Consider the following 16,770-nt stretch of genomic DNA (forward strand, 5'->3'; position numbering starts at 1 on the left):
TAAGGCTGACTGGAATGCTCTGCACCAGATACGAGCACCGGCAAACTCTTTGTCATCGTCATGGAGAAAAGCGCTTGAGCGTACTTATTTACGCACTCAGCCCACCACTAACGATGATATAGGGCGCAGTATCATTTTGGCTCATTGTCGCCCAATCGCCATAGGACATGGTTGCCTGCAACCCTACAGCCTCTAACAAGTCGCGGATGTGATCTCTGTGAACGAAGCGGCGCATATTGCTCTTTGAGATATGCCTTCCCCCGCTTTTGTAGTGGGTTTGCATAAACACCAGACCGTTCTTGTCAGGCCCGGCAGTATCTTGCCACAGTGAAACGTCCTGACCCTCTACAGAGCGCACTCTAAGCGGTTTACCTTTTTGCCCCCACTTTTCCCACGGACACGCTTTCGGGTTTTCCATACCAAATGCAAACTTACCGTTTGGCTTCAGGTGAGAGGCGATGGTTTGAAGAACAAGGATCTGATCGGTATTGGTTGCGAAGGCCTGAAACGCATTTCCTGTGATAATGATGCGGTCAAACTTTTGAGAGAGGCGCACCATCCGCGCATCGGCTTTCACCCACTTCACATCGTTTGTGCGCTTAACGGCCTGAGCGATTTTCTTTGGATTACGATCAAGACCAACAACACTTACCTTCTCTTGCGAGAGCGCTTCCGAAAGGGCACCGGTGCCGCACGCAATCTGTAGCACGCTTCCATCTGGCTGGCAGGCAAAGTTGAAGAGGTAATCATCATCAGCACCCCAGTCTTTATCAAGGCTTGTAAAGCTTGATGCGGAGTTTTCGATGTTTGTGCGGTTCAGCTGCATGATGATCTGCCTTCCAGCTCCTACCCTTCCTAATAAAAACTAGGTTAAGAGTATTAACGCCATGTAACAGGATAGCTGTATTTGCGGCTAAACGAAGATTTATGACCTACTTAAGTTACTTAACGAGTGTTTATAGATTAGTGTTGCAGATATGCATCATGCAGATTGATAAAATTGCCTAGTCCTTTGCAACAGGATCTCTGGATCACATGCAAGTAGATTTAAATCTAATTCAATTACTGGTGCATTTGACTTACCATTATTTAACCGCCAGTTCTTTCGCATGGCAGCTCTTAGCAATGACTTTTGGTCAGAATGATGCAAACACTCCTCAATCGGCCCTTTCAATTGAATACAAAGCTGGCGAAATTCCATTGACCTGACAGCCGTTGTTTGGATCGACAGGCCTTTGATCGCTGACCATCGTATAACTCCCAGACGCTCCAAATAGAGGCCGGTTTTATTTGCGCCCATTTGCGGACGTTTATCAATAAACGGATACTGCCAATACACGCTGAAAAAAACTGGCAAGGATGCGAGAACAGGGAGCAACATACCACTTACGATGCCGGTTCCAAGCAAAGCTGCAGCCAGCAAAAAACTACCAAGGACAACCGGTTCTGCCGTTCCCTTCTTGTAGCCCAGGGTAAACGGCTCTGGTTCATCATGGCTCTCCGGCCACGGATCAAGACTGAATTGGGACATGCTCCCGGCACTTTCTTTGTTGTGCCGGGAGCCCTGTTTCTTAGTCTGCCAGCGATTCTGTTGCTTCTACTTTAAGGCCAAAACCCTCAAGACCAACGTAATGGCGTGCGCGTGAAGCAATCACCCGGATCGAGTTTGCACCAAGATCCTTCAGAATTTGTGCACCCAAGCCAACTTCACGCCAATCTTCCGAGCGGCCCTGAGCTGAGACATGCTGCTCATCTTCGGCTGCTTCAAGGTTATCGCGTTGACGATGAGGTTTACTGGCAACACCGACTGCACCTTCACGCAGGTACACGAAGATACCACGCCCCCTCTTAGCAAAGTCTTCCAAGGTCTTTTCGATAGGCTTAACTTGCCCGGTCACCGCATCCAACACATTTTCAAGATGAAGCCGTACAGGAATGTTTTGGCCATCACGAATGTCACCATAAACCAACGCCAAGTGACCAATATTGTCAAACGGCGTGGAGTATACAATCGCCCGCGCTTTCCCCGCCGGTGTATCAACATCAAACTCATCAGTGCGCTTAACAAGGTTTTCGTGGCGCTGACGCCAAGCAATCAGATCTGCAACAGAAACCTTCTTCAGATTATGTTCACGTGCAAACTCTTCTACCTGTTCGCCTTGTTTGACAGTGCCATCATCGTTCACCAACTCACTAATGACGCCGACCTCAGGCAGGCCTGTGAGCTTACACAGATCGACCGCAGCTTCGGTATGGCCAGAGCGCATAAGAACGCCCCCTTCTTTCGCCACAAGCGGGAAGACATGCCCCGGGCGAACAAAGTCACCAGAACTAGCATTTGGATTTGCAAGGCCGCGTACCGTTGCACAGCGCTGCTCAGCAGAGATGCCAGTCGTCAAGCCTGGCGCGTAGTCAACCGAGACGGTGAACGCTGTAGCCAACGGTGCATCGTTCGAGCCAACCATAGGATCCAGATGTAAGCGCTTTGCTTCTTTGGGTGTCATAGGAGCACAAACAATACCGGAGGTATGGCGGACGATGAACCCCATTTGCTCCGGCGTAATCAGGCTGGCCGCAACAATGAGATCACCTTCATTTTCGCGATCATCATCATCAGTTACGACAACCATTTCGCCTTTTTCGAAGGCGCGAAGGGCTTCAGCCACTCTCGATTGAGACACGACGTACTCCTTGTTTTCTTTTAGTCCGAGAAAATCGTTTGGCGTCACCTGATGGTCCGTCGCAACTGCGATCTTTTGGGCCATTTCTCGAGAGATCCATGCGCTTGGATCGTTACATAAAGCGGTTACAGATGCAGGAGACAAACAAGCGCGACGTGCAAAAGCACTTCTACTTTCTCCAGTTTTTTCCAACCATTCGGTCAAGCGCATAGCTTTATCCCCTTTGCCATAGAATTTCAGTATCACTGAAATCAACCTTTTATTATAAAAAATCAAGAGGTAAAATTAAAAAGACCTAAGCTACAGTCCTGATCTTTAGTAGCAGATGAGTTCGATATGAATGAAAGGTTTATGGCTTCGTGACAGTCTAAGCTAACGGATAGTGGTTACAAAAAGGGCGTCGGTTCGCCCCAACGCCTTTTCAATAATAGTAAAACTTCAGGAAGTTTTGAGCTTAACGCTCTCCGCACTGGCCTCGGTCACGCAGCACGTGATCAGCCAGAACACAGGCCATCATCGCCTCTCCGACAGGCACGGCACGGATACCAACACATGGATCGTGGCGACCTTTGGTCATCACATCCACCTCTTCACCACTACGGGTGATTGATTTGCGCGGTGTGAGAATGGAGGAGGTCGGCTTTACAGCAAAGCGAACAACGAGTGGTGCACCGGACGAGATACCACCCAGCACGCCCCCGGCTTGGTTAGATAGGAAATCTGGCTTGCCATTCGCGCCCATACGCATTTCGTCAGCGTTTTCTTCGCCAGTCAGGCAGGCAGCTTCAAAGCCATTGCCAATTTCGACACCCTTTACTGCGTTTATGGACATCATAGCCGAAGCCAGGTCTTGATCCATTTTACCGTAAAGGGGGGCTCCTAATCCTACTGGTACATTTTCAGCAATAACTTCGATGACAGCGCCAATAGAAGAACCCGCTTTACGAAGGCCATCAAGGTACTCCTCATAGAAGGCAGCAGCTTCTTTGTCCGGGCAAAAAAACGGATTGTTATGTATCTCGTTCCAGTCCCAATTATCGCGATTGATCTTGTGTGGCCCCATCTGCACGAGCGCACCGCGCACCCGTATATTCGGGATAACCTTGCGCGCCAAACCACCTGCTGCCACACGCGCAGCAGTTTCACGGGCTGAAGAACGCCCACCCCCGCGATAGTCACGAATGCCGTATTTGGCGTCATACGTGTAGTCTGCATGACCGGGACGGTAGCGCTCTTTGATCTCGGAGTAGTCTTTTGAACGCTGATCGGTGTTTTCAATCATCAGTGAAACAGGTGTGCCGGTCGTGCGCTGCACACCTTCTTCATCCACCATCACACCGGAAAGGATTTTCACTTGGTCCGGCTCACGGCGCTGTGTGGTAAACTTGTTCTGGCCAGGTTTACGCTGGTCCAAATACACCTGTATCTCTTCGGCAGTAATAGGAAGAAGTGGCGGACAACCATCCACGACACAACCCAAAGCTGGCCCGTGGCTTTCGCCCCAGGTTGTTACACGAAACAGATGGCCAAAGGTGTTATGTGACATGTTCTACCGGTTCAGTTCTAAAAGGATACAGTGGTTTTAATTTGGTTCACTTGAGAGGTCAATTGAGAGGCTTGCAGCACTTGCGTAATTTTACCAAATGTACAACAGCTCTTCTGGCTACTGTCAGACCCAAGCCTCAGCGCCATCCCGCCATAGTAGGAACTGGTCCTGCGGAGTTTCCAGATCTGGAATCTCGGCTGGTGCGTAACCGCACAACAGCCCGCGCAAAACACGCATGACAACACCGTGCGCGACAATAATCATCGGCTCACTCTGCTCTGACATCCAGTCATTGATACGTTCGGAAACCATTTTATAGCTTTCGCCGCCAGGGTGAACATAACCCCACTTGTCATTGCGACGGTTTTCAATCACCTCTGGGCGCTTAATCTTCATCTCTGGGACAGTCAGCCCCTCCACCTCACCAAAAGTGATTTCGCGCAAACGTTCATCTACCTGGTAGCACTCTGGGTCAAGCCCCAGTTCCTTACGTAAAAGCTCCATAGTTTCGCGGGCGCGGATCATTGGAGAACACACGAAGGTAAACTCGTCAGAAGCCATATTCAGGTCTGACAGAAGGTCTTTCATGACCATGCCATTGCGCCGTGCCTGGTTGCGGCCAGTATCGTTAAGGGGAATATCCTGCCCCCCTTGCATCCGACCTTCAAGGTTCCAGTCTGTCTGACCATGGCGAACATATAAGAATGGGCTTGGCGCTATTTTCGCAAGGGGCATCAACGAACCTGTCATAAAATGGGCTTCCAGCGGTGGTCCAATTGGTAAGTAAGCAGCAATTGTCTCTTTTCTTATGCGGTACATGAGGCATTCATCTTTAGAAATCAACCGTTATGTCGATCTTCCTCACCTTGACCCTACATGTTTTGCGAAGGATTAACGCTAATAAAAAAGGCGCCCAGAAGAGCGCCTTTTCTTATAAGTTGAGTTATTTGGGCAAGCTAAACAACAGAAATGTCAGGCGCATCTACTGCCTTCATGCCAACCACATGATAGCCGCTGTCAACATGATGGGTTTCACCAGTGACCGAGCGGGACAGGTTGGACAGGAAGTAGAGCGCTGAGTTCCCTACATCATCAATTGAAACTGTTTCACGCAGTGGTGCGTTGTATTCGTTCCATTTGAGGATATAGCGGAAGTCGCCGATACCTGCCGCTGCAAGTGTTTTAATTGGGCCTGCAGAAATAGCATTTACGCGGATTTTCTGAGGGCCAAGATCTACTGCAAGGTACTTCACGCTTGCTTCCAGAGCTGCTTTTGCAACACCCATGACGTTGTAGTTCGGCATTACCTTTTCTGCACCATAGTAGGTGAGTGTCAGGATGGAACCACCTTCAGTCATCAGTTTTTCTGCACGCTTGGATACAGCTGCAAGAGAGTAGCAGGAAATCTGCATTGTTTTGTTGAAGTTCTCTGGGCTGGTGTCCAGGTAACGACCAGTCAATTCTTCCTTATCGGAGAATGCGATCGCATGAACAACAAAGTCGATTTTACCCCACTTTTGCTCAAGAACGTCAAATGCTGCATCAATGCTAGCTTCATCAGTAACGTCGCAATCACCCACAACAATTGCGTCAAGCCGCTCCGCCAGGGGCGCTACGCGTTTCTTAAGAGCTTCACCTTGGTAGGTGAGCGCAATTTCAGCTCCGGCATCGTGTAGTGCTTTCGCAATACCCCAAGCGATGGACCGATTGTTGGCCAGTCCCATGATGAGACCACGTTTACCGGCCATCAATCCTTGCGCTTCTGCCATGTTTTTCTCCTGAAGTGAATTTCACTTTATCTAGTAAACAGATCTAACGTGCTATGGCACACTGTTCATTTGGCTACAAGCCGCCGAAAAAAGTCCAATCTAACAATGGACGTGTTCTTGCGCTCCCATTATCTGATAGTGAGAGCCAGATCAACTTCCAACACTGTGATAGAAAAATGACTAATCCAAATTTGGTAAGTGCCTTTCAAGGTCTCATCGGAGACGCAAATGTATTGGTCGATGACCATGACAAGACCCCGTTTCTCGTTGAGTGGAGAGACAAGTTCAAAGGGGCGACACCCATGGTGCTGCGCCCCGGCTCCACATCAGAAGTTGCAGAGTGCGTGAGACTTGCAGCACAGCACGATCTTAAGGTGGTTCCACAAGGGGGGAACACGGGTCTTGTCGGGGGGCAAATTCCTAATCCAGACGGCAGTGAAATCGTCCTATCTCTTTCTAGATTAAACAAAATTCGAAATATTGACCCCGAAGGCTATACGATGGTCGCAGATGCGGGCATCACATTACAGGCCATCCATGACGCTGCGGAAAAACATGATCGTCTGTTTCCTTTGACGCTTGCTTCACAGGGGTCTTGCGAGATCGGCGGCAACATTGCAACCAACGCAGGGGGGACGGCTGTCCTGTCCTACGGCAACACCCGCGATCTTGTTCTTGGCTTGGAAGTTGTGCTTGCAAATGGAGAGGTTTGGCACGGCCTTCGAACCCTTCGCAAAGACAACACTGGTTACGATTTGAAACAAATATTTATCGGATCAGAGGGTACTTTGGGGATCATTACAGGGGCGAGCCTCAAATTATACCCAGCTCCAGCGATTGTTGAAGTGGCCCTTGTGGCGCTAGATTCGCCTTCAAAGGCACTTTCTTTGTTCTCATTGGCAAAAAGCCATGCTGGAAATATGCTGACTGGCTTTGAGTTGATACCTGACACCGGTATGCAATTCGTTTGCGAACATATGGAGCAATCTCGTTATCCGTTTGAAGCACCCCATCCATGGTATGTGCTTATCGAGATCTCAGCGGGAACGAAAGACATAGACGTTGCCAGCCTGACAGAGACAATCTTTACGGAAGCTTTTGAGAACGATTTGCTGCGTGATGGCTTACTGGCTCAAAGTAAAGCCCAGGCAGAGGACTTCTGGCGGTTGCGGCACGGTCTTTCTGAAGCGCAGAAATTCGAAGGCGGCTCCATCAAACATGATGTGTCAGTGCCGATTGCCAAAGTTCCTGAGTTCTTGGAGGACGCGATAGAAGCCGTCCAAAAAGCTGTCCCAGGATGTCGCCCGGTTCCATTCGGTCACATGGGAGATGGAAACATTCACTTTAACATTACTCAGCCGAAAGGTGCGGACAAAGCCGAATATCTCGCCAAGTGGGATGAGGTGAACCGGGTCGTCCACGGGATTGTTGCTCACTATAACGGCTCTATCTCCGCAGAGCATGGAATTGGTATTTTGAAGCGAGATCTGCTCGCTGAGGTGAAGAGTACTACAGAGATGAACATGATGCGCTCTATCAAAGCAGCGCTCGACCCGGCCAACATGTTTAATCCAGGTCGTGTGCTCTAACCTACCTGGATCAGGTGCTTTCAAATAATCTGGAAGCACCTGTCCTTCATCGAACCACAACCAATTCATCCAGTTTTCTTTTGGCACACGCTCCAAGGTCGTCGCTAGAACAAATCGAGCTGCCCACTTCCACTGGAAGATCCACCAGCCACCTTTTTCTTTCGCAGCTTCGGTTTTGCAGGTTCTTTACGTGGCACCGGCGGAACAGTGATTTCTTCTTTGGCCCATAGCGCGGGGTCATCATTCGTCACGCTGTTTACCCGTGTAGACACTGGCGTTGTGATAAGGAGCCCCTCCTGTGCTGGTTTAAGAAGCTGAACTGCCTCTTTGGCCATGACCGTTCCGTTGTCCAGCCACTCCTCAAAATGCTCAGGGGCGATGATTGCGGGCATGCGATGATGAATAGATTTCATCGTCATATTTGCTTCTACTGTGATCACAGCAGCCGTATCTATGTCCCCTCCATCGGGGTGAGAGTAAGTTTCCCACAGGCCAGCGAAGGCAAGTAGGCGTCCGTCTGACGGCGCGATCCAATAGGGTTGTTTTGCCGCTCCCTTGCGCTGCCACTCATAGAAGCCATTTGCAGGTATCAGGCATCTTCTGTGCCGAACTGCGGCGCGGAACGATGGTTTGTCCTCCAAAGTCTCGGCTCTGGCATTTAGCAAAAGAGTGAAACTTGATGGGTCTTTAACCCATGCTGGCACCAGCCCCCAGCGGGCTAACCCAAAGTGACGCCCACCATTTTCGTGTTTTACGAGTGCAATTGGCTGAGTCGGTGCTATGTTGTATCTCGGTGGAAAGTTAGGCTGTTCGATATAATCAAACAACGCTTTGACTTCTTCCGGAGACGCTGACAGGCTATATCTACCACACATGCAGATTACTCTGTTCGAATTTTAGTAAAATTGCAACCAATTGAAAGATAGGTTGCGCGCGACAGATAGGAAGCTGGGAGGCTCTCATGGATATGTATTGCGAGGAAATCGGCGTAGGAGATCTTTCTCCTGAGCTTTTGACGCATGCAAACATCAATCCATCCACGGGCTTAGCAACTGACTACCTCAATCATTTCAATGAAGTCGTCATGCTTCTTGAAATGCTTCCTGATATCCCCGAATGCGCAGAGGATGTCCTAGCATGGGCACCGGCAGACTATATCACACATTTCAGAGCCTCTAGTTTCTCAGAGAAAGAGCTTGCAATTCGCGCTTATGGGGCTGTTGAAGAGCGCCTGCGGAACGCGCTAGAAATGTGCATTGCCGAGATTGACCGCGAAGTTATCACCCTGCAAGAAATGCTTAGCTCAAGCGAACCATCAGAGGAACTGTTGCAAACCGTCCAGGGTAAGGCTGTAACCGCTATTCGACCATTGTTGTCGCAGGCTGGTTCGATAATCCACGGTCAGTTGCCCGACGACACATTCAACCTGCAAGAGAGCACGCAGGCGGATGTTGACGCCCTGTTCTCATGAGCAAAGAAAACGCTCCAACGTATATAGAGGCAGCGAGTGTTGCCTGCGTCCATAACAATCAAGTTCTGCTTATCAAACGCGGTCTTCCTCCCGGCGAAGGTCTTTGGGCCTTTCCTGGTGGCAAAGTTATGCCCTTAGAAAGCCCTGAGCAGGCAGCAAGGCGAGAGCTTCTTGAGGAAACCACCCTTTATGCGCAGGATCTAAAGAGCTGGACGGTAAGCTACCCCTCGCCAGAAGATTGCGATGTCCAATACCGCATTCATGTCTTTACCTGCAACTTGATGGTAGGCCGTGAAGAGGCTGCCTCTGATGCTGCTGAGCTGGGCTGGTATTCTTTGGAGGCATCGATGGGTCTTCCTTTGGCTCCCGGCATGCAACAACACCTCTTAAATCTTTTCAGGTAAAGCTGGCGGTGACCTCAGTTGTTCATCTAGGGAAAACTGAAAATCCCCTAGGTTCCATAGTGGACAGGCAACAGAGACATGGTCATTCTGAAAGAATCTTAAGGCAACCAGCTTACTGTGGGATGCAGCTTGAATGAGAATACAAAACTCAACGGTTGGATGCGACGCTTTATGAAGCCTTCTCGACTTAATGGATCTGGGATTTGTTTTGCACTTTTGCTTTTGAGCATAAATTGCATCCCTTCCGCGCTGGCGCAGAGTTCACCACAATCACCGGGAAAGCCAGATCAGCCAGAACTGAAAGAGCCGCCTTATGAGCAGCAGCTCATTCGTCTTTCTGAAATACTGGGCGCGCTGCACTACCTACGCCCGCTGTGTGGACATGATGAAGATGATGAATGGCGGCAGCGCATGTACTCGTTGCTTGGTGCCGAAGTTCAAAACGAATTGAGACGTCGGCGACTCGTTGAACGGTTCAACCAAAGCTACCGGGGATTCGCCTCCGTATACCAAACTTGCACACCAGCTGCTGTTGAGTCTTCGCGCAGATTCGCAGAGGAAGGCGTGATTATCACCCAAGAAGTCACAGGCAAGTACAGCCGAGATTGATAAAAAAATCTGGTTGCAACCGTTTTCCACAAACAATTATTGCGTGTTTTTTGGATAACTCAGCTTTTCTGCAAATATTAACCATAAGATACGGAAGCTCTGGACGAGTTTACCAAAACACCAGTGAGTCGGTTGTTCTTGCCTCTTTGCATGTTAAGTTCCGATTAACAGTTTAGGCATGCGACGCTTCATTTGTTTTTATTTGCCGTTTAAATACATCGGCACATAAAAGAAGCAGCACATAGAGGGACATGAGAGCCAGCATGATCAAGGACGACGTTATCGCCGGCGAATTTACTGAAGAGATCGATGCATCTGATGCTGACATCCGCCGACTGGCTCTGAGCTTCATTCAGGAAGCTTGGGAGGATGGCCTATCTCACGGCATCGACAGTACAGCGCTCGCACATGCAGCCCTGTTTTCTGCAATGATGGACCTCGTTTCTCTTTATGGAGAAGACGCTGTATCCAAGTTTGCTGAAGAATTGCCACAGCGCGTTGAGCGTGGCGACTATTCACTGGAGCGCCGACTGCACTAATTTCAGTTTAGTAGATTATTCAATGAGCCCCGATTAGTCGGGGCTTTTTTGTTTTTAAGACGCTGTATGGGCTGCACTTTTATTGGTAGGCGTAAGAATAAAGCTGCGTCATAAACTCCTTAGAAGAAGACGTCCTGCGCGACCTTAGCAAGAATGAGCCCAGCAAAGACCAGTAGCACAACACCAGCCGTGTGGTTGATTGCAGCAAGCCACTTGTCATTCATACGATTGCGCAGTTTGGAAACCAGCGCTGACAGGCACGCCCACCACAACAACGCCCCACTCAAGACACCCAGCACCAGCGCAAGCGCGCCGAAGTAGTCGCCCTTTGCCGGCGCGCGCTCACCAAGAGAGCCGAAAATGGCAATGAACCCCAAAATGACGCCCGGGTTTGTAACCGTCATTACAAAGGACAGGATCAGGCCGCGCCATACCGATCCACCGCCATTAATACTGCCTTTTAAGTGCGCTTGGGAGCGGTACACCACAATACCAAATATGATGAGCAGCACTCCACCTACAGTTTGAATATAGATTTCATGTTGTTGGACAAAATCGGAAATAGCCGTCACGCCAAATGCAGCTGCCGTTGCAAAAACACCGTCTGCCAGAAGAGCGCCAAACCCGGCAATGAGGCCCGGCAGAAAGCCATAGTGAACAGCCCTCCTGATCGCCAGCACGTTTACAGGACCAATCGGAGCCGATGTTAGAAGCCCGATGGCTATTCCTGTAATTAAGAGTTCAATGTTCAAAGATTCAATCCAAACTTCCAGTACGCAAAGAAGACTAGTCAGATCTTCTCTTAAATTCGCTAAAGGACCTCTAGCTTGTGCATAGGCAATCCTCCGTTTCTTCCTTGTTTCCCAACAAGGACTTAAACTAGGGGGCAAAATTCAAGCCCATTTCCGTTTCGGAGCACTTCATGTATTTTCGCCTACTCATCATAGGGTTACTTTGCGCCACGACTCCAAGTCTGGCGGCAACACAGGCAATTCAGACCGAAACGATTCGCATCCAACGACCCAAAGCCGAGCAGTTTCCCCTTTTGGATGAAGATTTCAACAGAGATACTAGCCAAGAAGACGACTTGGACAATGAATTTGCCGAGGAGCCCCCTTTACCGAAACTGGATATCTTTTACGATGACGCTGGCCTACCGGAAGCGGTAAAAGCGACACGCGATGCACTTATTAAAATTGCCCGCAGTGGTGATGTCGCAGCCCTGGCACCGTTGTTTGCTAAGCAAGACCAGTCGCCGGAACTTTCGTTTACCCCTGTGAGAGACCCGGTCAGCTTCTTAAAAGACAGTTCTGGGGATGGTGAAGGTCACGAGATCCTTGCAATCTTGCTGGACATTGTGACTGCCGGATATCTACGAGTGAACGAAGGGACAGAGGAAGAAACCTATGTATGGCCCTACTTTGCCCATTACCCTTTGCACGATCTAACCCCTTCGCAAAAGGTTGAAATGTACCAGATCGTCACAGCGGCTGATTACTTTGAAATGCTGGATTATGGCGCCTGGACCTTCTACCGCCTTGGCATTTCCAAGGATGGAGATGTGCGAAGCTTTATTGCCGGAGACTGATTGTCTCCGCCATAACAGCTCCCTGAAAACACAAGGGATTACCGGGTGGGCACCACTATATCTACCCGGCTTTTCGAATTTCACGGTGGCTTTCATTCTGCGTTTCCAGCAGGTCATGGTGCGCAGGCTTTTCCATGAACCGCGTGTAGAAACTGCTGTCCAGTTCCGCATAGCAGGCATATCCGCGATATAGTGGTAGAAAGCGGAGTTTGGCGCTGTTTGCTTGAGCCAGATCACTCATAACTTGCTGCAAGTTCGGGCGCGGCGTGACATGAAACCGGCTGAGCCACTTTTCCAGCAGCAACTTAAAGAAACCTGGCAATCTTTCTTGCTGACCAAAATCCACCAGTGAAAGCTGGCCGCCTTTTGCCAGCAGCTTGGTTGCGTTTTTCAATGCGTCTTCCCATGGTGAGATCATTGAAACACAATAGGAAAAGAACACCCGATCAAAGGTTTCAATACCAAACTTTTCAAATGGATCTACGCGCGTCGCATCCCCCTGGGCCAGATGTATCCTATGAGAGAGATCGGCTTTGTGGATGTTTGCCTCTGCCGTTCTTAACATCTGAGAGGAGATATCAACGCCAAAGAACTTGCAACTGGGGTATGCTTTGGCCGCTTCAATTAGGTTACGCCCTGTTCCACAGCCAAGCTCCAAAACAGTACCTCCACGCGGCGCAGATAGATTCCGGATCAGGTGATCTCGCCCGAAAAGGTAGTGCTTTCTTGTCAGATCGTAGAAATGTCGTTGGTTCTTATAGGTTTTATCCATCAGTGAGGCTGAGGACTTATCTATCGTCATTTCATTTCCCTCACATACTTCTTCTTGTTCAGTTATAGATGTAGAGGTGGAAACCACCGTAAATGGAAGAGCGATCCAACTTGCCGAGGCGCTTGCTTTCTGCCTCATCATAGGTCCACTGCCCCAATATTTCGTTATTCACCCGCCCCGGCAAAATATTGGACACACCGGCTGTCCTGAAGATGACGCGCGCACCTTTACGTGCACAGCGGGATATACCTGCCCATAAATCTTGTAGTTGCCTGTCTGTCATCCAGTCCTGAGCATCAAGCAGGACATAGGCATCAAGGCTGTTGGCATCCTGATTATCCAGATGCTCCGTGAAAGAGCGATTAACAACGCGAACACGAGAGCTTCTTTTACTGAGATCAGGGAAGTGCTCAGCCTGCAAATAAGGCGGCAAATTGCGTGGTAGACTGGATCTGCTGCTCACGTTCAGGGGCGCGTAGCCGCGTGTGAAGGCCTGCCATGCAAAGTAGTTTTCATCCAATGAAAAATCACAGGCCAGCTTTTGGAGGCGTTGCTTGAGAACGCCAGCCATATGACCTCCCCCTTCGGCGGCCAGGCTTTCATATTGTGCGGGCGGAATACCGAGGCCGTAAAGTGATATTTTCCGAGAAAATGCCCAGCGGATCAGTCGCTTATCAAACAATGGAGCGAGCTCCTCGTTAAAATAGCTACGCTGCTCGTTCAAGTCACGTGTTCGCGCAATTCTCGTAAGGTCTACTCCATAGGTGCGGGCAAGAAAGTGCCCCAGACCAATGAAGTTTCCGAGCACGCCATGACGGTACAGATCACGGGCAAACAGAGTGATCCGTTTGCGGCCGCGAGTTGTTACGCCTCGCCCCTCCCAGTAAGCCATCGTTTCTGCATCTATCGCCGGCTTCAGGTACTTTTCGTAGGCCTGAATATTGGCAGATGCATCTGCATCTCCGAAAAAACGGTAGAAGGTTGCGTAATTTGGGAACTCTTGTAGTGCCGTTAGCTTGAGGCGAACCAGGGCGACATGGGCATGGTTTAGATCGACCGCCGTGATTTCCTGTAGGTTCGTCGTTAGATAAGAAAGGACATTGCACCCACCTGACGCGATCGCGACCATTTTGGAGTGCTCTTTCAGTTGCAGTGCCTGCATATCCACCTCTGGGTCCTCCCAGATCTGCGGATATACCAGTCCCTTAAAAACAAAGGTGAACAAACGCTCTAACACACCGTCTATAGAACCCAGTTTTGAACGGTGAACGGCTTGTTTCAAACGCTTATTTGATTGGCTGATGGTTGATGTCACAGGCACCTCCGGAATCAGATACTCAACTGAAACCAAGGGTTACTTCACTTACAAGGCAAATTTACGACGACTTAACACTGACAATATTCAAAATTGAACCCTCTAATATATAAGTATACTTAATTTTACTAATAAGCGCACGCACATTATACGCTTTATATTTATCCAACTCATCTTTATTAATTTATTGCAGGGACCGTCGGTGACCCTTGAGGTGATGGTGTTTGCGTTCACCCACAGAAACTATTCTTTTTACGTGGTGTGAGAATAGCTGATAGGTTATGAAATATTCTTGTTGTTTTATCCATTGAAGGAGCAGGTCTATGGCGTCTCAACGCACCATTCTCACTTCACGTCGGCTCGTGAAGGTTTTTGGCGAAGATGCCAAAGAGTTCCTCCAAAATCTGGTGAGCTGCGATGTGAGCAATGTGAGTCCCACATCCAGCGCTTTTGGTGCGCTCCTCACGCCGCAGGGCAAACTCCTTTGGGACTTTTTTATCTTTGCAGATGAAAAGACAGGTGGGTTCTTGTTCGACGTCGACGCTGAGGAAATGGATGCCTTTGCCAAGCGCCTTGCCTTTTACAAACTGCGCGCCAAAGTTTTTGTTGAACCAGAAGCAGAAACGGTTCGTGTCGTTGCCCAATGGGGCGACACCCTGCGTGAAGACAAGCCTCACGATCCGCGTCATGCGTTAATGGGCTTGCGGTATGAATCCCGCCAAGAGGTTGAGGAAACAGCCAGTGAAGCGGATTATCACGCACACCGAATTCAGCTCGGCATCCCACAAAGTGGGCTGGACTTTAAACTTGCCGATGTGTTTCCCCATGATACGGACATGGACAGCCTGCACGGTGTCGCCTTTTCCAAAGGGTGCTTTATCGGTCAGGAAGTTGTGTCTCGCATGAAACATCGTGGTACCGCGCGCAAACGCATTATTCAGGTGTCTGCGGACCATCCTCTACCTGCTGCAGGTTGCGATATTTTGGCGGATGGCAAGAGCGTTGGAACTATGGGTTCATCTTCTGGCACGAACGGGCTTGCGCTTTTGCGGCTTGACCGGGTTAAAGCTGCAACGGATAAAGGCGCACCACTTACCTGCGATGGCACGGTTTTGACGGCGACTATTCAGGATTGGGCGGGGTTCGACTGGCCTTCATCTAACTAAGCGAGCAGATGAGCGTACCGCTGAAAAAAGTGCGCTCAAGCTCTTTATTCTAGCAGATATCCTTATCCGAAAACTGGTTTCCACTTTTCCAGAATATGCCTTAAGAGATATTGGTAGATACTCTTTTATTCCTGATGACTGGCTTGATTGACCTATGTGTGCTGAGCTTTCCTCTTCTTCACCACGTGCCTGGCAACGAATGCTCTCTGGCAAGAGATTAAACCTTCTCGCCCCTTCTTCTTTAGATGTGGAGCTGAGTGACATAGCACATGGTTTGGCGCGCGTTGCCCGCTGGAATGGACAGACCTTTGGTGATCATGCTTTCTCCGTTGCACAGCACTGCGTTGTGGTGGAAGAAATCGCGTTGATGCTTGAGCCAGACCTTGCAGTGCAGTGGCGGATTGCAATCTTGCTGCATGATGCGCCTGAGTATGTGATTGGTGACATGATCTCCCCCTTTAAAAATGTCATGGGCGGTACGTACAAATCTGTTGAAGAGCAGCTGCACCATGCCATTCATAAGGCGTTTGATCTGCCGGCAGACCTACCAGAGACCATTTCCAAGCTTAGTAAGAGAGCGGACATCATCAGTGCTTATCTGGAGGCAATCCATCTGGCTGGCTTCAGCCGCCAAGAGGCTAATAAGATTTTCGGAAAGCCTGACATGCTCAGCGATCGCCAGCTGGAGCGGCTTGAAGGAAGCCTGCAACCGCTGCCGACAAAAGACGCGCAAGAGGCCTTTCTTGCCAAATTTGATGAACTGAATCTGGCCCGCAAATCTGTCGAGTGTCGCTAATGTTGCATGTCTGCCCACTTTCCAGATTGGAAGGCACCTTAAACAGCGCAAAGCCGAGCCATGTGCTTTCCCTTGTTTCTCCCGGTACTGACGTTCCCTTAGTTGCAAAGCACCAACCCACTGCTCACCTGATCTTGGAATTCAATGATATTGCTGAGGAACGCGAAGGGTTGATTGCGCCATCTGTGATCCATTTGGAGCAGCTGCTTGGCTTTTCGAAGGATGTGGCTGTGCATGGCTCTTTGCTGGTGCATTGCTGGGCAGGTGTGAGCCGGTCCACCGCGGCAGCTTTCATAATCGCCTGCGCTGCTGTGCCTGAGGTTCATGAGCAAACGCTCGGCCAGCATTTACGCAGGATTTCACCAGTGGCAACACCCAATCCGCTGCTCATTTCTCTGGCAGACACGCTTTTGCAGAGAAACGGGCGCATGATACAAGCCATAAAAGAAATTGGTCGCGGGGCCGAAACATTTGAGGGTAACCAGTTTTCCATTGAGCCAAGAGCTTTGATTGAACTGGCATGAC

At 49.7% G+C, this 16,770-nt stretch carries 19 protein-coding genes; 9 read left to right on the forward strand and 10 right to left on the reverse strand.

Annotated elements, in window-relative coordinates:
- Positions 1-88 precede the first annotated feature (88 nt).
- From BMZ51_RS03405 to fabI, 6 genes are all read right to left on the reverse strand, one after another.
- Positions 89-826: a class I SAM-dependent methyltransferase gene (locus BMZ51_RS03405; protein WP_068006036.1), complete on the reverse strand. Its 738-nt coding sequence runs from the start codon at positions 824-826 to the stop codon at positions 89-91.
- Between the two features lie 156 nt (positions 827-982).
- Positions 983-1,531 (reverse strand): hypothetical protein, encoded by a 549-nt coding sequence (locus tag BMZ51_RS03410; protein WP_068006035.1) that lies wholly within the window; start codon positions 1,529-1,531, stop codon positions 983-985.
- A gap of 40 nt (positions 1,532-1,571) precedes the next feature.
- Positions 1,572-2,891, reverse strand: a complete 1,320-nt coding sequence (ribB, locus tag BMZ51_RS03415) for a 3,4-dihydroxy-2-butanone-4-phosphate synthase (RefSeq protein WP_068006369.1) — start codon at positions 2,889-2,891, stop codon at positions 1,572-1,574.
- Positions 2,892-3,135: 244 nt separating this feature from the next.
- Positions 3,136-4,227 (reverse strand): chorismate synthase, encoded by a 1,092-nt coding sequence (aroC, locus tag BMZ51_RS03420; protein WP_068006034.1) that lies wholly within the window; start codon positions 4,225-4,227, stop codon positions 3,136-3,138.
- A gap of 123 nt (positions 4,228-4,350) precedes the next feature.
- Positions 4,351-4,977, reverse strand: a complete 627-nt coding sequence (locus BMZ51_RS03425) for a histidine phosphatase family protein (RefSeq protein ID WP_068006367.1) — start codon at positions 4,975-4,977, stop codon at positions 4,351-4,353.
- 206 nt (positions 4,978-5,183) lie between these two features.
- Positions 5,184-5,996, reverse strand: coding sequence for an enoyl-ACP reductase FabI (gene fabI / locus BMZ51_RS03430; RefSeq protein WP_068006033.1), 813 nt, complete (start codon positions 5,994-5,996; stop codon positions 5,184-5,186).
- 176 nt (positions 5,997-6,172) lie between these two features.
- Here fabI and BMZ51_RS03435 point away from each other — a divergent pair, with 176 nt between their 5' ends.
- Positions 6,173-7,585, forward strand: a complete 1,413-nt coding sequence (locus BMZ51_RS03435) for an FAD-binding oxidoreductase (RefSeq protein WP_068006032.1) — start codon at positions 6,173-6,175, stop codon at positions 7,583-7,585.
- Between the two features lie 104 nt (positions 7,586-7,689).
- On the opposite strand, the gene BMZ51_RS03440 is transcribed toward BMZ51_RS03435, so the two are convergent.
- Positions 7,690-8,460, reverse strand: coding sequence for an SOS response-associated peptidase (locus BMZ51_RS03440; protein WP_068006031.1), 771 nt, complete (start codon positions 8,458-8,460; stop codon positions 7,690-7,692).
- A gap of 86 nt (positions 8,461-8,546) precedes the next feature.
- Here BMZ51_RS03440 and BMZ51_RS03445 point away from each other — a divergent pair, with 86 nt between their 5' ends.
- From BMZ51_RS03445 to BMZ51_RS03460, 4 genes are all read left to right on the forward strand, one after another.
- Positions 8,547-9,056 carry a hypothetical protein gene (locus tag BMZ51_RS03445; protein ID WP_068006030.1) on the forward strand — a complete coding sequence of 170 codons (510 nt, stop codon included), beginning with the start codon at positions 8,547-8,549 and terminating at the stop codon, positions 9,054-9,056.
- On the forward strand, positions 9,053-9,460 hold the full coding sequence (locus BMZ51_RS03450) for an NUDIX hydrolase (RefSeq protein WP_068006028.1): 408 nt from the start codon (positions 9,053-9,055) through the stop codon (positions 9,458-9,460). Before BMZ51_RS03445 ends, BMZ51_RS03450 begins: the two co-directional genes overlap by 4 nt.
- A gap of 171 nt (positions 9,461-9,631) precedes the next feature.
- The gene (locus BMZ51_RS03455; RefSeq protein WP_175484984.1) at positions 9,632-10,069 is read left to right on the forward strand and encodes a TIGR02301 family protein; all 438 of its coding nucleotides are present in this window, start codon (positions 9,632-9,634) and stop codon (positions 10,067-10,069) included.
- A gap of 263 nt (positions 10,070-10,332) precedes the next feature.
- Positions 10,333-10,608, forward strand: coding sequence for a hypothetical protein (locus BMZ51_RS03460; protein ID WP_068006022.1), 276 nt, complete (start codon positions 10,333-10,335; stop codon positions 10,606-10,608).
- Positions 10,609-10,727: 119 nt separating this feature from the next.
- On the opposite strand, the gene BMZ51_RS03465 is transcribed toward BMZ51_RS03460, so the two are convergent.
- Positions 10,728-11,360 (reverse strand): LysE family translocator, encoded by a 633-nt coding sequence (locus BMZ51_RS03465; RefSeq protein WP_208979236.1) that lies wholly within the window; start codon positions 11,358-11,360, stop codon positions 10,728-10,730.
- Between the two features lie 170 nt (positions 11,361-11,530).
- Between BMZ51_RS03465 and BMZ51_RS03470 the strand changes: the two genes are divergently transcribed.
- The gene (locus BMZ51_RS03470) at positions 11,531-12,196 is read left to right on the forward strand and encodes a hypothetical protein (protein WP_208979237.1); all 666 of its coding nucleotides are present in this window, start codon (positions 11,531-11,533) and stop codon (positions 12,194-12,196) included.
- Between the two features lie 61 nt (positions 12,197-12,257).
- Here BMZ51_RS03470 and BMZ51_RS03475 read toward each other — a convergent pair whose 3' ends face one another.
- Positions 12,258-12,998, reverse strand: a complete 741-nt coding sequence (locus BMZ51_RS03475) for a class I SAM-dependent methyltransferase (protein ID WP_068006021.1) — start codon at positions 12,996-12,998, stop codon at positions 12,258-12,260.
- 28 nt (positions 12,999-13,026) lie between these two features.
- On the reverse strand, positions 13,027-14,289 hold the full coding sequence (locus BMZ51_RS03480; RefSeq protein ID WP_068006357.1) for a BtaA family protein: 1,263 nt from the start codon (positions 14,287-14,289) through the stop codon (positions 13,027-13,029).
- Positions 14,290-14,606: 317 nt separating this feature from the next.
- Between BMZ51_RS03480 and ygfZ the strand changes: the two genes are divergently transcribed.
- The 3 genes from ygfZ (at position 14,607) to BMZ51_RS03495 (ending at position 16,769) form a co-directional block, all read left to right on the forward strand.
- The gene (gene ygfZ, locus BMZ51_RS03485; RefSeq protein WP_068006019.1) at positions 14,607-15,449 is read left to right on the forward strand and encodes a CAF17-like 4Fe-4S cluster assembly/insertion protein YgfZ; all 843 of its coding nucleotides are present in this window, start codon (positions 14,607-14,609) and stop codon (positions 15,447-15,449) included.
- Between the two features lie 154 nt (positions 15,450-15,603).
- The gene (locus BMZ51_RS03490) at positions 15,604-16,245 is read left to right on the forward strand and encodes a YfbR-like 5'-deoxynucleotidase (RefSeq protein ID WP_068006018.1); all 642 of its coding nucleotides are present in this window, start codon (positions 15,604-15,606) and stop codon (positions 16,243-16,245) included.
- Positions 16,245-16,769 (forward strand): tyrosine phosphatase family protein, encoded by a 525-nt coding sequence (locus BMZ51_RS03495; protein WP_068006016.1) that lies wholly within the window; start codon positions 16,245-16,247, stop codon positions 16,767-16,769. The genes BMZ51_RS03490 and BMZ51_RS03495 overlap by 1 nt, the downstream gene beginning before the upstream one ends.
- Position 16,770 lies beyond the last annotated feature (1 nt).

Source organism: Pseudovibrio axinellae (assembly GCF_900110875.1).
Classification (GTDB): Bacteria; Pseudomonadota; Alphaproteobacteria; order Rhizobiales; family Stappiaceae; genus Pseudovibrio; species Pseudovibrio axinellae.

Coding starts and splice junctions, on each gene's coding strand:
- BMZ51_RS03495 (WP_068006016.1), top strand. CDS start 16,245: ATGTTGCATGTCTGCCCACTTTCCAGATTGGAAGGCACCTTAAACAGC.
- BMZ51_RS03490 (WP_068006018.1), top strand. CDS start 15,604: ATGTGTGCTGAGCTTTCCTCTTCTTCACCACGTGCCTGGCAACGAATG.
- BMZ51_RS03435 (WP_068006032.1), top strand. CDS start 6,173: ATGACTAATCCAAATTTGGTAAGTGCCTTTCAAGGTCTCATCGGAGAC.
- BMZ51_RS03440 (WP_068006031.1), bottom strand. CDS start 8,460: ATGTGTGGTAGATATAGCCTGTCAGCGTCTCCGGAAGAAGTCAAAGCG.
- BMZ51_RS03455 (WP_175484984.1), top strand. CDS start 9,632: ATGAAGCCTTCTCGACTTAATGGATCTGGGATTTGTTTTGCACTTTTG.
- ribB (WP_068006369.1), bottom strand. CDS start 2,891: ATGCGCTTGACCGAATGGTTGGAAAAAACTGGAGAAAGTAGAAGTGCT.
- BMZ51_RS03460 (WP_068006022.1), top strand. CDS start 10,333: ATGATCAAGGACGACGTTATCGCCGGCGAATTTACTGAAGAGATCGAT.
- BMZ51_RS03445 (WP_068006030.1), top strand. CDS start 8,547: ATGGATATGTATTGCGAGGAAATCGGCGTAGGAGATCTTTCTCCTGAG.
- BMZ51_RS03405 (WP_068006036.1), bottom strand. CDS start 826: ATGCAGCTGAACCGCACAAACATCGAAAACTCCGCATCAAGCTTTACA.
- fabI (WP_068006033.1), bottom strand. CDS start 5,996: ATGGCAGAAGCGCAAGGATTGATGGCCGGTAAACGTGGTCTCATCATG.
- BMZ51_RS03450 (WP_068006028.1), top strand. CDS start 9,053: ATGAGCAAAGAAAACGCTCCAACGTATATAGAGGCAGCGAGTGTTGCC.
- ygfZ (WP_068006019.1), top strand. CDS start 14,607: ATGGCGTCTCAACGCACCATTCTCACTTCACGTCGGCTCGTGAAGGTT.
- BMZ51_RS03410 (WP_068006035.1), bottom strand. CDS start 1,531: ATGTCCCAATTCAGTCTTGATCCGTGGCCGGAGAGCCATGATGAACCA.
- BMZ51_RS03425 (WP_068006367.1), bottom strand. CDS start 4,977: ATGACAGGTTCGTTGATGCCCCTTGCGAAAATAGCGCCAAGCCCATTC.
- BMZ51_RS03470 (WP_208979237.1), top strand. CDS start 11,531: ATGTATTTTCGCCTACTCATCATAGGGTTACTTTGCGCCACGACTCCA.
- aroC (WP_068006034.1), bottom strand. CDS start 4,227: ATGTCACATAACACCTTTGGCCATCTGTTTCGTGTAACAACCTGGGGC.
- BMZ51_RS03475 (WP_068006021.1), bottom strand. CDS start 12,998: ATGACGATAGATAAGTCCTCAGCCTCACTGATGGATAAAACCTATAAG.